At 62.7% G+C, this 15,570-nt stretch carries 10 protein-coding genes; 7 read left to right on the top strand and 3 right to left on the bottom strand.

The genetic code is table 11. From position 1 onward, the window contains the following. Window positions 1-18 precede the first annotated feature (18 nt). The 6 genes from GX515_04395 to aroQ all read left to right on the top strand — a co-directional run bounded on the left by GX515_04395 (window position 19) and on the right by aroQ (window position 7,704). The gene (locus GX515_04395) at window positions 19-1,128 is read left to right on the top strand and encodes a prephenate dehydrogenase/arogenate dehydrogenase family protein (protein ID HHY32256.1); all 1,110 of its coding nucleotides are present in this window, start codon (window positions 19-21) and stop codon (window positions 1,126-1,128) included. 65 nt (window positions 1,129-1,193) lie between these two features. Further along, window positions 1,194-2,723 carry a 3-phosphoshikimate 1-carboxyvinyltransferase gene (locus tag GX515_04390; GenBank protein ID HHY32255.1) on the top strand — a complete coding sequence of 510 codons (1,530 nt, stop codon included), beginning with the start codon at window positions 1,194-1,196 and terminating at the stop codon, window positions 2,721-2,723. A gap of 100 nt (window positions 2,724-2,823) precedes the next feature. Continuing rightward, entirely contained in the window at window positions 2,824-3,852 is a 1,029-nt protein-coding gene (locus tag GX515_04385; protein HHY32254.1) for a shikimate dehydrogenase, read from the top strand. After that, window positions 3,839-5,032 carry a chorismate synthase gene (gene aroC, locus GX515_04380; protein ID HHY32253.1) on the top strand — a complete coding sequence of 398 codons (1,194 nt, stop codon included), beginning with the start codon at window positions 3,839-3,841 and terminating at the stop codon, window positions 5,030-5,032. The genes GX515_04385 and aroC overlap by 14 nt, the downstream gene beginning before the upstream one ends. A 45-nt stretch (window positions 5,033-5,077) precedes the next feature. Then, window positions 5,078-7,066 carry a 3-dehydroquinate synthase gene (gene aroB / locus GX515_04375; protein ID HHY32252.1) on the top strand — a complete coding sequence of 663 codons (1,989 nt, stop codon included), beginning with the start codon at window positions 5,078-5,080 and terminating at the stop codon, window positions 7,064-7,066. Window positions 7,067-7,173: 107 nt separating this feature from the next. Next, window positions 7,174-7,704 carry a type II 3-dehydroquinate dehydratase gene (gene aroQ, locus GX515_04370; GenBank protein ID HHY32251.1) on the top strand — a complete coding sequence of 177 codons (531 nt, stop codon included), beginning with the start codon at window positions 7,174-7,176 and terminating at the stop codon, window positions 7,702-7,704. Between the two features lie 235 nt (window positions 7,705-7,939). Here the strand turns inward: aroQ and GX515_04365 are convergent, their stop codons facing one another. The 3 genes from GX515_04365 to GX515_04355 form a co-directional block, all read right to left on the bottom strand. Next, window positions 7,940-9,898: an ABC transporter ATP-binding protein gene (locus GX515_04365; GenBank protein HHY32250.1), complete on the bottom strand. Its 1,959-nt coding sequence runs from the start codon at window positions 9,896-9,898 to the stop codon at window positions 7,940-7,942. 164 nt (window positions 9,899-10,062) lie between these two features. Beyond that, complete coding sequence (locus tag GX515_04360) at window positions 10,063-11,790, bottom strand: ABC transporter ATP-binding protein (protein HHY32249.1); 1,728 nt, start codon at window positions 11,788-11,790, stop codon at window positions 10,063-10,065. A 145-nt stretch (window positions 11,791-11,935) separates the two neighbouring features. Continuing rightward, on the bottom strand, window positions 11,936-12,280 hold the full coding sequence (locus GX515_04355) for an AbrB/MazE/SpoVT family DNA-binding domain-containing protein (GenBank protein HHY32248.1): 345 nt from the start codon (window positions 12,278-12,280) through the stop codon (window positions 11,936-11,938). Between the two features lie 550 nt (window positions 12,281-12,830). Here GX515_04355 and GX515_04350 point away from each other — a divergent pair. Next, a complete protein-coding gene (locus GX515_04350) occupies window positions 12,831-15,518 on the top strand; it encodes an EVE domain-containing protein (protein ID HHY32247.1) in 2,688 nt (895 codons plus the stop codon). Window positions 15,519-15,570 lie beyond the last annotated feature (52 nt).

Raw genomic sequence — 15,570 nt, 5'->3', positions numbered from 1 at the left:
CATCGGGGGATGATGCCAGTGGCCGCGCGAGGAATCACGAAATCCGGCAGCTCGCCGAGCGGGCGGGCGTCTCTCGGGTCGTCCGGGGGCGCGTGCGCCGCGGTCGAGTACAACAGCAGCGAGCCGCCGACTTCGAGAGAGACAATGGGATACGTGATCGGCGACGCGTCCTCGAATGACACGGGCGACCCGCGGAATCGACCAGGCGTCACAAAGACCAGGGCGTTTGTCATAGGTGTTGGCCTTGTAGGCGGCTCCATCGCAATGGCGCTTCGGGCATCGGGGCGCTACGAAGTGAACGGGTTCGATGTCAACCCCGTCTCTCTCCGTCGCGCCGTCGAGTGCGGCGCGCTGGATGGGGCCGCGGACTCTCTTGGCGGCGCCCGCGAAGCCGACATCGTTCTCGTGGCGACGCCGCTTCTCGCGATGCCACAAGTGTTCGCCGAGCTCGGTCGCTGTCTTAAGGATGGGGATGCGCGCCGGGCGCAAAGCCTGCCTGTGGTCACGGACGTTGGCAGCGCGAAATGTTACGTGCTTGCGCTCGCACGCGAGCATCTTGCCCCCGTCGTTCCGTTCGTGGGTGGTCATCCGATGGCTGGGAGCGAGACAAGCGGCGTGGATCATGCGTCGCCTGACATGGTAAGGGGCTGCCTCTACGTGCTCACTCCCGCTGAATGGACCAGCGAGGCCGCCGTGAGGGTGGTCGCGAGAGCCTGCGAGGCGGCTGGAAGCATCCCGAGCATCATGGACCCCGCTGACCACGACGCGATGGTGGCCGCCACCAGCCACCTACCGCTTATCATCGCGGCCTGCCTGGCTCGAGTCGTTGAGGAGCGCTCCGTAGGCCTGCCCTCCATCTGGGACCTGGCCGCGAGCGGCTTTCGCGATACGACCCGCCTTGCGTCGGGTGATCCCGAAATGGGCACAGGCATGCTCGTCGCAAATGCTGCCCGCATCCTCGACGCAATGGACGACTTCCAGCGCAAGTTCGACGAGGTGCGCGCGCTCGTCGCCGCAAGCGCGGACACGTCGCCCGCATCGTGCGTCGACATGGCAAGGCGCTTTCTGGCTGAAGCAAGAGCCAGCCGGCAGGCATGGCTCGAAAGGACACGCTTTCCCGCGATCTAGGTAGTCGCGACGGCCGCTTCCCGAGAGCGGACCGCGAGGTCTCAAGCAAGAAAGGAGCATTGGGCATGTCGATCCAGCTGGACCGCACTGACACGACACGATCGCAGCATGAAGAGCCAGCCGCGAGCGGGGAGTCGCGGCGGTTCGATCGCTCACCTGATGGCCAAATCGGGACTGGGCCATCACCGCGGGAGCTGCGCGTCGAGGGTGGAGATGTTGTCTTACGCGGCGCTTTCGAGCCCCCTGGGGACAAGTCGATCGCCCATCGCGCCGCCATGTTGGCCGCCGTTTGCGAAGGCACCTCGCGGGTGCGCAACTACCCTTCGGGCCTGGATTGCGCCTCCACGCTGAGATGCCTACGGTCGCTCGGTGTTGATGTGCGCCGCGAGGGTGATTCGCTCATCGTGTCCGGGCGAGGCCTCCGGGGTCTAGCGGAGCCCGCCGACGTCCTCGATGCAGGCAACTCAGGCACCACGATGAGGCTTCTCTCAGGCATCCTTGCGGGCCAGGACGGCCTCTTCGTTGTGACGGGGGACGAGTCCCTCAGGCGGCGGCCCATGGCAAGGATCGCGCGCCCGCTCCGCGCCATGGGCGCATGGGTGGATGGACGCGCCGGAGGCGGCCTTGCGCCGCTAGTCATAAGGGGCGCAGGAGACGCCGGTTTGCGTGCGCTCGAACATGTCTTGTCCGTCGCGAGCGCCCAGGTGAAATCGTGCATTCTCCTCGCGGGTCTTTACGCCGACGGCGAGACCACCGTGGTCGAGCCCGCAGAGTCCCGCGACCACACCGAGCGGCTGTTGCAGTTCGCAGGCGTGCCGGTTAGGGCGCGGCAAAGGCCGGGCGGCGCCGTCGGCAGCAGCGGGGACCGAGGCGGTCATCGCGGGCAGGGCCAGGGCCACGGTTCTGGGGCCCGGGAGGTCTCCGTCTGCGGCGGTCACCCTCCCCATCCGTTCGAGCTCGCCGTACCTGGCGACCCGTCGTCCGCGGCATTTCTCTTGGCCGCGGCGGCGGCATTGCCCGGGTCGAGCGTCACCGCGATGAGTGTCTGCGCGAACCCGACACGCCTCGGGTTCATCCGGGTTCTAGCCGAGATGGGCGCGTCGGTGACCCTCGAGCCGCTGGACCTTGGCGGGCCTGAGCCCGTCGCGCACATCCGGGTCGAGCATAGCGGCCGCCTCGTGGGAGCACACGTTCCACACTCCGCGGTCCCAAGTATGATCGATGAAATCCCGATCTTCGCCGTCCTGGCATGCGTTGCCAGCTCCCCGTCTTCCATCAGCGGCATCGCAGAGCTCAGGGTCAAGGAAACGGACAGGGTTGCCGCCGTGATCGGAGAGCTCTCGAAAATGGGCGCTCACATCACCGAGGACGAGGACTCGCTCCACATCCACCCTTCGCGCCTTCGTGGGGCGCGCGTCTCGGCTCGCGGCGACCACCGAATGGCAATGGCGCTCGCGGTTGCGGGGCTCTTGGCAAGCGGCACTACGGTCGTGGAGGGCTGGGAATCGGCACGCGTCTCATACCCGGGATTCCTTGACGCATTAGTCAGCCTGGGCGCGGGGGGTGCGGCGCGGGAAGACACGCCCGCGACCTGAGCAGGCCGCCAGGGGTCGCTACGAGACCGTCGAAATCCTCCGCGCCCGGTCGTCCAAGCGCCGGCAACCGTAGCGCTCTCGAAAAGGAGGCTTGACTCTTTTGAAGGACGTAGCTGACGTGGCAGTGGCGAACGTATCGGCGAACAGCAAGGTAGTAGTCCTTCTGGGCTGGCCCGCGCGGTCCAGTCTCTCACCGGCCATGCAGGAGGCGGGTTTCAGAGCCGTGGGGTTGGACTGGCGCTATGTACCGATCGACATTCCGCCCGGCCGCTTGGACATGGCACGCGCGGTCCTGGGGTCCCCATCGGTCGTCGGTGCGAACGTCACCATACCACATAAGGAGGCGGCCATCGCCCTGGTCGATGCCTTGACCCCCAGGGCACGTGCGGCCGGTGCGCTCAACACCATCGTCAAGCGCGAAGACCGCACCATGCTCGGCGACAACACCGACGGCGCGGGCCTCATCCGCGCTCTTGCGGCGAAGGGAGTGAGCCCGCAGGGCCGCAAAGTCGTGCTGTTCGGGGCGGGAGGCGCCGCGAGAGGCGTCGCCGCTGCGCTCGTTCAGGCGGGCGCCACTAGACTCGTCATATTCAACCGCAGCCTGGACCGGGCCGCCCGCGTGGCGGACATCGCGCTCGCGGCAAGCGGTGGGAAGCTCCGCGCCGAGGTTCGTCCGTGGTTTCGGGACTACGATGAGCCCAGCCTTCTTCTCGGCGCAATGGACGGGGCTGGGATCGTGGTGAACGCCACGCCCGTGACGAGCGCCCCAGGATCAAGCCCCGTGCCCAACGAGATCCTCCACATGCTCTCGCCGTGCCCGGACTGTGTTGTCTGCGACATGGTGTATAGACCCGCGATGACCGGCCTCCTCCGGCAAGGGGAGGCGCTTGGCCTTCGAGTCGTGTCGGGGCTTGAGATCCTCCTCCACCAGGGGATCCCGGCCTTTGAGGCGTGGACGGGGCACGCGGCTCCACGCGCGGTGATGGAGGCTGCGTTACAGGCGGCAGCCGCGGGCGCTGGAGGAGCTGCGGTCGCGGACGCAGCCGCAGCGGCGCGGACCGCAGCGGCGGACGCGGCCAGCCCGGGAGGTGAGCTGCTTGAGCGCAATTCGGTTCATGACGGGCGGTGAGTCACACGGTCCTTCGCTAACCGTGGTGCTGGACGGAGTGCCGGCGGGCCTTCGCGTCAGACCCGAGGACATCGAGCGCGACCTCGCGCGACGCCAGCAGGGCTATGGGCGCGGGAGGCGCATGAGGATCGAGCGCGACCGCGCGCGCGTCACGGCCGGTATCAGAGGTGGGCTAACCCTGGGCTCGCCCATCGTGATGGAGATCGCAAATCTGGATCACCCAAACTGGGTAGAGGTGATGAGCCCATTCGGCGACGTGCGCCGGGACCCGATCACCATGCCCCGGCCGGGTCACGCGGACCTCGCTGGCGCACTCAAGTTCGATCATGAGGACATGCGGAACGTGCTAGAGCGGGCGAGCGCGAGGGAGACCGCTGCGAGGGTGGCGGCCGGCGCTGTCGCAAGGTGCCTGCTCGCGGAGCTCGGCGTCACCATTGCTTCGCACGTCCTCTGTATCGGAGGGGAATGGGCACCGGCTCAGGAAAGCCTGCTTATGGGCGTGGCGGATTCAAGGATCCTCCATGCCATAGAATCGTCCCCCGTGCGGTGCGCGGACGACGCGGCGGCCGCCAGGATGATGCGCCGCATCGACCAGGCGGCGTCCGCAGGCGAGAGCGTGGGAGGGGTGTTCCAGGTCATCGCGTGGGGGCTTCCCCCTGGTCTCGGCACATACACCCAGTGGGACCTGCGTCTCGACGGACGACTGGCCCAGGCCGTGATGAGCATCCCAGGTGTCAAGGGCGTCGGGATCGGGGATGGTTTCCAGCTCGCGGAGCTGACGGGCAGGGCCGCCGCGGATGAGATGACTGCCTCGGGGTCCGGGATCCGCAGGCTTTCGAACCACGGTGGCGGCCTTGAGGGAGGCATGACGAACGGAATGCCGCTATGGCTCAATGCGGCGATGAAGCCCATAAACACGATGAGGGCACCACTGCGCTCGGTTGAGCTCGGCACGGGACGCGAGGGCCTGGCCCACTACGAGCGCGCCGACACGTGTGCCGTCCCCGCCTGTGCTGTAGTGGCCGAGGCTATGGTCGCGCTGGTCCTGGCGGACGCGTTTCTCTCGAAATTCGGTGGCGACAGCGTTGGTGAGGTGGCGGCCCGCGTCAAGGAGTATACGGAGAGAGTGGCGGCGAGGTGTTCCCAGGGCCAAGATGACGGACGCGGCCGCGGCATGTGACGCGGGACGTCAGTCAGTGAAAGGGAAACGGAGGCGAGGGTCCGGGTGAGATATGGGCGCGACTGGCATGGAAACATAATACTCACAGGGTTCATGGGTGTGGGCAAGTCCTCTGTGGGCGGACGCCTTGCCGCGATGCTTGGAATGGTCCACCTCGACACTGACGCCTTGATAGAGGCGGAAACACGGACCACGATCAGCGACATCTTCAACACGCGAGGAGAGGCGTGGTTCAGACGCATGGAGGCTCGCACGATAAGGCGGGCCTCGCGCCTGAACGGCACTGTCATCTCGATCGGCGGCGGGGCTCTCATGGACCAGCGCAATGTCGATGTCCTGAAGCGGGCAGGCATCCTGGTCTGGCTGCGCGCGACCCCTGAGAGCATCCTCGCCCGCCTGCACGCGCAAGGCGCGAGTTGCATTGCCGCCCGCCCGCTTCTTGCGGGAGGGGCGGGTCTCGACCGCGTGCGTTCTCTTATGGAGATGCGCGAGAAGGGGTACCGCCAGGCGGACCTTGTAGTGGACACCGACGGCAAGGGTCCTGACGAGATCGCCTGCGAGATCGCGCGCGAGATAGCCGCCAAGGACGCGGTCGCGGTCGCAGGGAAAGACCGGGGAGCACGAGGGTGGCGACCGCAGCTTACGGCCGCCTTCGCACACGAGAACGGCAACGTCGGCCCATCGTGCGCGTTCCGGCTCCAGGTCTCCGCGGGCGGATCGACTTATCAGTACCTTCTTGGACGCGGCATCATGGCCGCTCCCTGGGCGTACCCCCTGCTTAGGACGGGGCTTGCGGTGCAAAGCCGGCCCCGGTTGCAGGCCATGGCCGAGCCCATGGCCGAGCCCCCGTCCGAGGCCGGGGCGTGGGCCGAGGCCGAGGAGGGCGTGCCTTCCAAGGTGATCGTGGTGACCACGCCCATGCTACGCGTGATGTTCGGCCCACGGCTCGAGCAGGCATTCACCAGGAACGCCCCTCGCCGCGGCTCGTCGTCGCTTGTCTGGGCCATCGTCCCTGACGGTGAAAAGGCGAAGACAGTATCGACCTTGACGCGCCTCTATGAGGCGTGCGCGGCATCGGGCGCAGACCGCGATTCGGTGGTCGTAGCGCTCGGTGGCGGCACCGTAGGTGACGTGGCGGGATTCCTGGCCGCGACATACATGCGTGGGGTGAGGCTGGTGCAAATCCCCACCACGCTCCTGGCAATGGTGGATAGCTCGATAGGCGGAAAGACCGCCATAAACCTTCGGGCCGCAAAGAACCTGGTGGGCGCCTTCTGGCAGCCCGCGGCGGTCGTAGCCGACACCTGCGCCCTGGGGACCTTGCCCCTTCGCGAGCTCGCAAGCGGCCTCGCGGAAGTTGTGAAGGCTGCTGTCATCGGAGACCCGGACCTCTTCGAGACCTTGGAGCGTGTGGCCGGGACATCGGACTGCGACGGCGGTGGTCCACGCGCCGCGTTCCGTCTGCCAGGCGGCGACGGCGGCGGCCTTGCGCGGTCGTCGCGATTGCAGGCGCTGCGAGCAGCCGCCGAGCGAGACCCGGGTCTATGGCCGGACATCATTCGCAGGGCAGTCATGGTGAAAGCCTCGATTGTGGCGGCCGACGAGCGCGACGCGGGAGCCCGGATGCTCTTGAACCTTGGCCATACCCTCGGCCATGCCGTCGAACGTGCCGGGGGCTTCAGACGGTGGACTCACGGGGAGGCGGTGGCCATAGGCCTCGCCGCTGCGTGTCGTGCCTCGGTGCGCCTGGGCTACCTTCGCGAGGACACGGCAGAGAGAGTGATTCGTCTACTCGCGTCCCTGGGCTTGCCGACGTCTGTCCCACGCGGGGAGAACCGCTCCTTCCGGGAATCCGTGCTGGCGGCGATGGCTCTGGACAAGAAGGCGAGCGGCGGTAAGCTCCGGGTCGTGCTGCCGCTCGCCATAGGCAGGTGCTCGGTCTTCGAGGGCTCTGCGGCCGAAGCCCTGAGTGAGGCTGCAGGAATACCGTCATCTCTCGGGGAAGATGAGCCGCCGGTCACGGCGTCGCGCTAAGCGGAGGTGGGAAAGTGCTTCCGATTATTGGGATGGGTTGCCGGTGATTGCACGAGGGGTGTCAAAATCCGGCCACTGGCAGCGTCTCCGGGGGCGAGGAGCGAATAATGAAGAGGTTCTTCCATCACAAAGGTCGGGAGGGAACAGGCGTGACTGAGACTACTATCATGGTGATTCACGGGCCAAGTCTCGACCGGCTTGGCCTGCGGGAGCCCGAAGTGTACGGCGCTCAAACCCTCGCCAGCATCAATGCGCTCATAGAGGATGAGGCGCAGGCCCTCGGCGTGCGGGTGGAGATCCACCAGACGAACAGCGAAGGAGAGATCGCAAGCCTTGTGTGGGAGGCGGCGGACCGCTGCAAAGGCCTCATCATCAACCCGGCGGCGTACACACATTACAGCATCGCTATCCGCGACGCCATCGCAGGTAGTGGTGTTCCCACCATTGAGGTCCACCTGTCGAACATATACGCGCGCGAGGAATTCCGCCACCACTCGGCGATCGCGCCTGTGGCCCGGGGGCAGATCTCGGGGCTCGGCCCTCTCGGGTACACTCTGGCGCTCCGCGCGCTCGTGGCGATAATCCGAGGCGACGAAAGCCCGTCTCCACCCCCACGTCCCACCCGCGGGATCCAGTGAGGGCCCGAACATGGCGCCACAGGTCCTCGTCTCCTCTTTCGTCTCTTCGCGGCGCTAGAGTTGCCGGTGCTCGCACGACGGGGCGCCTGGGATCTGGCTATCTCGCGTGCCGGATTCAAACGAGAACGAGGCGCGGCGCCGCAAGCGCGCTGTCCCCGGAGGGCAGGGCTGCCGGGCCTGCCTGCGCAGAACTCCGTGCCAAAACCAAAAGCAGCGCGAACGTCTGGCGATGTACCTAGACCGCCTGGTCGTCCGCATAGGCCCCGGCGAACTGGCTGTTGTAGAGATCGGCGTAGAACCCCCTCTTCGCCAAGAGCTCCTCGTGGGTGCCGGTCTCGATGATGCTGCCGTTGTTCATCACCAAGATCAGCTCCGCGTTCCGGATGGTGGAGAGCCGGTGAGCGATGACAAAACTCGTCCGGCCTTTCATCAGCTCCGTCATGGCCTTCTGGATGTATATCTCGGTCCTCGTATCGACGCTGCTGGTCGCCTCATCGAGAATGAGGATCGGGGGATCCGCCAGGAACGCGCGAGCGATGGTCAGGAGCTGCTTCTCGCCCTGGGATATGTTGGAGGCCTCTTCGTTCAAGACGGTATTGTACCCGTCCGGAAGGGCCCTGATGAAATGGTCGGCTTGCGCAGCCTTGGCGGCACGCACGATCTCAGCGTCAGTCGCACCTTCGCGGCCGTATGCGATGTTATCCCTGATCGTGCCGTTGAAAAGCCACGTGTCCTGAAGGACCATGCCGAAGAGCTTGCGCAGCTCGGCGCGCTTCAGATCCCTGATGTCCACGCCGTCCACGGTTATCCGGCCGTCATCTATCTCATAAAAGCGCATGAGCAGGTTGACAAGGGTAGTCTTGCCCGCGCCGGTCGGGCCCACGATCGCAATGGTCTGGCCGGGCCTGACCGCGATGTTAAGGTTTTCGATGAGCGGGACGTCTTTCTTGTAGCTGAACCTGACGTTCTCGAACCTCACCTCACCACGTGGTGCCGGGATGGTCGCCACGGCGGCGGTGTCTGGAACCTCCTCGGCCTCATCGAGGACCTCGAACACGCGCTCGGCGGAAGCCACGGTCGACTGAAGGATGTTCACGATGTTGGCCGTTTGTCCTATGGGCATGGTGAACATCCTCTGGTACTGTATGAATGCCGTGATGTCCCCGAGCTCGATCCTGCGCCTCGTGACCATGATCCCTCCCACAACGCAGATCAGCACGTAGCCGATGTTGTTCATGAGGTTCATGAGAGGGAAGATGATCCCGGAGACGAACTGGGCTCGCCACGCCGCGCTGTACAAGCGCTCGTTGATCCGGTTGAACTGGTCGATGGCCTTTCTCTCATGACCGAACGCTTTGACTATCTTATGGCCTGTGTACATCTCCTCCACGTGGCCGTTGAGCAACCCGAGCTCCATCTGCTGCGCCGCGAAGTTCTTCTGCGAAAGCCTCGCGATCGTGGCGGTCACGAAGAACGAAAGCGGCAACGTCAGGAGGCATATCAGCGTCAGGAGCCAGCTGATGGTGAACATCATGACGATTGCGCCGACGATTCCCACGAGCGAGGTGATGAGCTGCCCCAGGCTCTGCTGCAACGTCATGCTGATGTTGTCGATGTCATTGGTCATCCGGCTCATGATCTCGCCGTGCGTTTGCCCGTCGAAAAACCTCAGCGGCAGGCGCGCAAGCTTGTCGTTCATGTCACGGCGCATGTCACAAACGGTCCTCTGGGCGACTCCCGCCATGGTGTATTGCGTCACGTAGTTGAGGAAGGCGCTCGCCACATACAGACCCGCCAGCGACAGGACGACGTGCCCGATATAGGGGAAGTCCACGCTCGCCGGAAAGCCCATGAGCTTCATTCCGAACGTCCGTCCCAGGCTGGTAATGGCCCGCCCCATGACCTTCGGGCTGATGACGTTGAGCGCGGTGCTACCGATGGCAGCCACGAACACGACCAAAAGCCGCGGCCACATGGGCTTGAGGTAGATCACCAGCCTTTTCAGGGTACCCTTGAAGTCTTTTGGCTTTTCCACCGGCCGTCCAAAGCCGTGCCCACCGCCGCCGAAGCCACCCCTGCCCGGCCTGAAACCGCCAGGGAAGCCACGGGGCGCCGCAGGCCGCGAAGGCGATGCCGAGCTGGCCCAAGCCCTCTTCACGGCGCCACTTGTCGCGCTGTCTCTATTCACATTCATGCCCTCTCCACTCATGATATCCCTTCTCACGATGTGCCTCCCACTCATGCGCCCGTGCGAGCCGCGCCAGCCTCTCGCGCCCCGGCGCGGCGCCCGCCCCCCGCCCCAGCACGCCGGCGCGGGCCGCAGCGCCGGCCGCAACCGCCGGGCCCATCCTATCGCCCTCACGCGGTCTGTTCCTCGGGAAGCTGTGACGAGACGATCTCGCGGTAAACGTCGCAAGTCTTGAGCAGGTCCCTATGAGTGCCGATTCCGACGACCCTGCCCCGGTCCAAGACCACTATCCGGTCGGCGTCCATGACCGTGCTGACTCGCTGGGCTACGATCAAGACCGTGCTGCCCGCAGTCTCCTTCTTCAGCGCGGCCCGCAACCTGGCATCGGTCTTGAAATCAAGCGCCGAGAAACTGTCGTCGAACACGTAGATCTCCGGCCTTCTCACGAGCGCGCGGGCTATCGCCAGCCTCTGCCTCTGCCCGCCGGAAAGATTGGTGCCGCCCTGGGCCACCTCCGAATCGAACCCGTCCTTCATGTCGGAGATGAATTCCAAAGCCTGGGCGACTTCGGCCGCGCGCCTTACTTCCTCGTCAGTAGCGTCTTCCTTCCCGTACCTGATGTTGTCGGCAACCGTGCCCGAGAAGAGCACGGCCTTCTGGGGCACGAAACCGATCTTCGCCCTCAGCTCCTCCTGGGTCATCTCGCGCACGTCCACCCCGTCTATGAGCACGCTGCCCTCAGTAACGTCGTAGAACCTGGGAATGAGGTTTACGAGCGTCGACTTGCCCGAGCCGGTGCCGCCGATGATCGCTACCACTTCGCCGGGACGGGCGCAGAACGAAACGTTCTTGAGCACCGGTTCCTCCGCTCCGGGGTAGTTGAACGTCACGTCCCGGAACTCGAGATGCCCTCTCATGCCGTTCGTCTTTCTGGGTGACGGCGGATCGTTGATCTCGGGCTGGATTGCTAGCACCTCGTTGATCCTGTCGGCCGAGGCTTGAGCCCGGGGGATCATTATGAACAGCATCGACGCCATCAGGAGGGACATCATGATCTGCATGGCGTACTGGAAGAACGCCATCATGTTGCCGACCTCGAGAGTCCCGCGGTCTACGCGGATGGCACCGAACCAGATGATCGCGACGATGGTGGAGTTCATGATGAGCATCATGAGGGGCATCATAAGGGCCATCAGCCTGTTGACCCTGATGGATGTCTCGGTTAGGTCGAGGTTAGCCTCATGGAACCGAGCCCTCTCGTAGTCTGTGCGGTTGAAGGCACGGATCACCCTGATGCCCTCGAGGTTTTCGCGCACGATCAGGTTTATGCGGTCGATCTTCTTCTGGATCATCCTGAAGAGCGGAAGTCCTTTACGTGCGACGAAAACAACTATGGCCGCGATTATGGGCAGGACCACCGCCAGGATCCACGTCAGCCCCCTGTCCTTCGACAATGCCATGATGATGCCGCCCACACACATGATGGGCGCGCTGATCATCATCCGCATCATGACCATGATGACCATCTGCAGCTGGGTGACGTCATTGGTGTTCCTGGTAATAAGCGACGGCGTGCCGATCTTGTCGAACTCACGAAGCGAGAACTTCTCCACATGCTCGAAGATCCTGGCCCGCAGTATCTTGCCGAAACCCATCGCCGTGCGGGCGGACAGGAAGGCCGCACAAATGGAACAGGCCGTCCCACCTAAGGCGACGAGAAGCATTAGCCTGCCCACCCTCCAAATGTAGGCGACGTCGCCCCTCATGATCCCGGTGTTCACGATATCCGACATCAACGTCGGAAGGTACAGCTCAGAAAGCGTTTGAAGGAACACGAGACCGAGCACGAGCGTGATCTCGATCCGATACGGCTTTAGGAATCTAAACAGCTTGAACATAACCCACCGTGCCTCTTCGCAGCTTCACTGCGGCTTCATTTCGCGGTTTCGCGCCCTCGACCCCGCGGCTTCGCGCCTTCGGTCGATCGTCGCGGCTCGGGCCCTCACCTTGCGACCTCTTCGGACTTTGCGGCCTCTTCGCTCTTCAGTAAGGATCGCTCCCAGGTGCTCCCCCAGACTCTCTTTCAGGAGGACCGGTAAGGCGCGCGCTGCCAGCACCATTCTGCTTGCGGTCCTGATCATTGTGCCCAGCCGACATCCGAAACACCTTCTCGAGCACGTTCACGCGCTCGCTCAGCTTCGCCAAGAGGCTGCTCACCGCGTCGGCCTTGATCATCACCAGGCCATGGCCGTCAAAGCCGCCGCCCAGCACCAACATCTTGTCACCGGGCTTGATCCCATGGGCCTCTCTGGCCTGTTGGGGGATGACCACCTGCCCGCGTTCGCCCACGGTTACAGCGCCGTAGAATACTGGCTCGTGCTTTGCCATGACCTGCTTTCCCCTCCCCGAGTGTTGATTGCATTGCCCAACTGGCTCTCTCCGCACGGCCACACAGTCGTGTGCGGCCTCGATCATATATACACGAGCAGTATGATAGCACGTACTTAGGAACATGACAAGAGGCGACCAGCACGTTTTGACAGCTACGACGCAGGCCGCCTTTGAAGCAGCCTTCACAGGCCTTCACGGTCGTCGTCGGTCTGCTCTGCGGTTGTGTTACGTTGGGCGGTCGGCTGAGGGGTTCCTCCTTCACCTCCAATGGGATTAGGCCCCCAGCGCAGGCGTACGGAACCAGGGGGCGTCCGTGGAGCTAGGAGCCAGCGGAACCAAAGGGATAACGCACTGCGATAAAGGATATGGAGGCGAGCTCCTTTAGTCGCTATCCCGCGGTCAGAAGGAAAGAGGCCGACCGGTGTAGAACGGGCCGTTGTGTAGTCCCGTTTGTGCCTAGGAGACGAGCATGGCCAACAGACTTGGCGCCCCACTGGTGGGACTGTTAATCTGTAAAACGCTGTATCTAGAAACGAGGCGATCAATCTTGGCTAGGCGCGAAGGATGTTCTCTGGTCTACGAGGTGGCAAATGAGTTCCGTATCCGATGCCTCGAGCAAGACGGCAGCCTTTTGTGGGACCGTCCTAGTGTATGGACTATCGACAACCTTAAGCTTATACAGACTCATTTCCTTGACGCCCCAGACACGACGACCGGCCTCGACTTTTGGAGCAAACTCAAACAGCAATTCCAGGGTCTACCTGCGGAATGCTTCATGATACTGTCAGATGCTCTTGTGGTGTACTCTCTACCTTCGATGACGATGACCACAAACACGAAGATGTCATTTCTCGAACGGGTCCATGAAATCGGGGGTCCCGAGCCACCCGAATTGAACGAGAGGATAGTCCAAGCCTTTGGGCAGGGACTCACCCACACGACGCTTCGGTATCATGCAAAGTACATGGAACTATGGTTGCTAGTCCGGTTCGCGCTGCATCTGAAGGAGAAGGCCGCGCAGGGCGTTTTGGCCGATCCATGGGATACGGCCCGGTTCCTTGATGAGTGCCTGTACAGCTTCAGACCGGTCGACCGAGCGTATGAAATGCGTCACGCCCTTTTACACTTGCTCTTTCCGGATGTGTTCGAAAGCGTGATAAGCACGAGGCACAAGACACAGATCGCCAGCACGTTCTTGACCTCTTCTGAAGTCGAGGCTACCGAGAAGGAGCTTTCAGCGGAGGGACACTCGCCGATAGTACTCGATCACTTGCTCCTGAAGGTCCGAGAAAGGCTGCAATCGCAACACCCAGGTTCCGTTGTGGATTTCTATTCTCCGGAACTCGAGAGACAATGGAGGAAAGAACAGAGGGAGCCTGAAGGACCTGAAAATGGCATGAGCGACCCATTCTCAACCATTTTCGCTGACCGGGAAGAGGCACTCTGGGCGTTCGAAGTCATGAGTCGCGTCATAAAAGGTCTCGGTTTGGGTAGTACCGATGATCCCAGGCTGGTCATATCGCTTGCCCGAGGCGGTAAGGCGCTTCATTTGATCTTCTGCAACTGGCTCGTCCTCGGGTTCAACGCTCCCGCCTACGAGCCAAAGAGGTTCGAGGTGCTCCTCCTTGAGAACACGGCAACATCCTTGATCCACCGAAAAGAGATATTCACCTTCAAACAGAAGGACGATGAACCGAAGCTCAATTGCTACGCTATCTCAACCGAAGAAGCACAGGAATTGGGAGACCAGCTGGTTCGCGGTATTGAGGAGGCATTGCCCAGCCTGCTCCGTCGGTTTTCCTCCTATCAGTTCTCCCCGTACAAGAGATTCCACGTTAGAGCCTTGCACCAAGCGGCCCTGAATCCCGTTTACCGTGTCAGGATTCTGAAGGACGGCCTCCAGAACCCACCTCCACCGTTGTCGCCTAACTACTGGGTATTCCAGGTCGACCCAAGCCTGCACAAGGTGATCGACTCATTGCGTGATGGAAAACTGAAGACCATGCCCATCATGGCGCGTGAGGAAGACATAAGAAAAGGAGACAAGGCCATCCTCTGGGTCAAGGGCGCCGGAGGAGGATGCTATGCCTTGATCACGGTCTCTTCAGACCCTTACCTCGGTTATGCCGATGAAGAAGTCTCCGGTTGTCACGTGCGCCCCGATGGCACATTCGAAGAGACGTTCGAAGAGACGGTAGGATGCGAGGTGTCAGTGGACCTCCTTCTCGCCGATAAGCCCATATCCCGGGATCAAGTGGTGGAGAACCCTGTGCTAAGAGAACTGCCGATCGACTCCGAAGAACCAGTCCGCCCCGTAACCACTGAGCAATATGAGGAGATGTTGAGACTCGCGAGCGGCGTAGCTCTGCCCGGCAGATCCCAGACAGCCTCCACGAACCCGGAATACTCCCTCACTCAAATGTCAGCGGAAACCGGTTTTGCCGAGGAAGAGCTCGCAAGGTGGGTGCGGGCAATCGATAGGAAGGGTCAGGCAGTCTTCTACGGGCCGCCCGGCACCGGAAAGACATTCATTGCCACGAGACTGGCCAGACATCTCATTGGAGGCAGCGATGGGTTTACCGAGATCGTTCAGTTCCACCCTGCCTACACATACGAAGACTTCATCCAGGGGATAAGGGTGAAGACTCTGCAAGACGGAAGGCTTTCCTACCCCATGGAACCAGGGCGGTTCCTGCAGTTCTGCACCCGGGCCAGGCGTCGGACCGGCCGTTGCGTCCTTGTAATCGATGAGATCAATAGGGCGAATCTCTCTCGAGTGTTTGGCGAATTAATGTATCTGCTCGAATACCGTGACCGCGAGATTCCACTTGCCGGGGACGGCCGGCTATTCAGTATTCCGGCCAATGTGCGGATCATCGGGACAATGAACACAGCTGACCGTTCCATCGCGTTGGTGGACCACGCCCTCAGACGGCGCTTTGCTTTCATCCAGTTGCGCCCAAAGCTCGAGATTCTACGGAGGCACCATGCCCGGACAGGGTTCCCCATAGAGAACCTCATCCGGGTCCTTTCAAGGCTAAACGCGCAAATCGGTGATCCCAACTTCGAGGTTGGCATCTCCTTCTTCATGGGGGAGAATCTCGACCTGCACTCGGATTTGCAAAGCATCTGGCAGATGGAAATCGAGCCGTACCTCGAAGAGTATTTCTTCGACCAGCCTAGTATAGTCAATGAATTTCGCTGGACGAAGGTGAAAGGCGAGATCTTTCCGTGAGGCCGGTGAGATGGATTGAATTGAAGGAGTATGTTCCTCGAGAGCTAGACTA

The organism is Bacillota bacterium (assembly GCA_012842395.1).
Taxonomy (GTDB): Bacteria; Bacillota; SHA-98; order UBA4971; family UBA4971; genus UBA6256.
The sequence above is the reverse complement of the archived record's forward strand: the minus strand, read 5'-3'. Positions and strand labels throughout refer to the sequence as shown.

What these genes read in the sequence shown, in the direction of transcription:
- GX515_04355 (HHY32248.1), bottom strand. Translation starts at nt 12,280, where the DNA reads ATGGCAAAGCACGAGCCAGTATTCTACGGCGCTGTAACCGTGGGCGAA.
- GX515_04390 (HHY32255.1), top strand. Translation starts at nt 1,194, where the DNA reads ATGTCGATCCAGCTGGACCGCACTGACACGACACGATCGCAGCATGAA.
- aroC (HHY32253.1), top strand. Translation starts at nt 3,839, where the DNA reads ATGACGGGCGGTGAGTCACACGGTCCTTCGCTAACCGTGGTGCTGGAC.
- aroQ (HHY32251.1), top strand. Translation starts at nt 7,174, where the DNA reads ATGAAGAGGTTCTTCCATCACAAAGGTCGGGAGGGAACAGGCGTGACT.
- GX515_04365 (HHY32250.1), bottom strand. Translation starts at nt 9,898, where the DNA reads ATGAATGTGAATAGAGACAGCGCGACAAGTGGCGCCGTGAAGAGGGCT.
- GX515_04360 (HHY32249.1), bottom strand. Translation starts at nt 11,790, where the DNA reads ATGTTCAAGCTGTTTAGATTCCTAAAGCCGTATCGGATCGAGATCACG.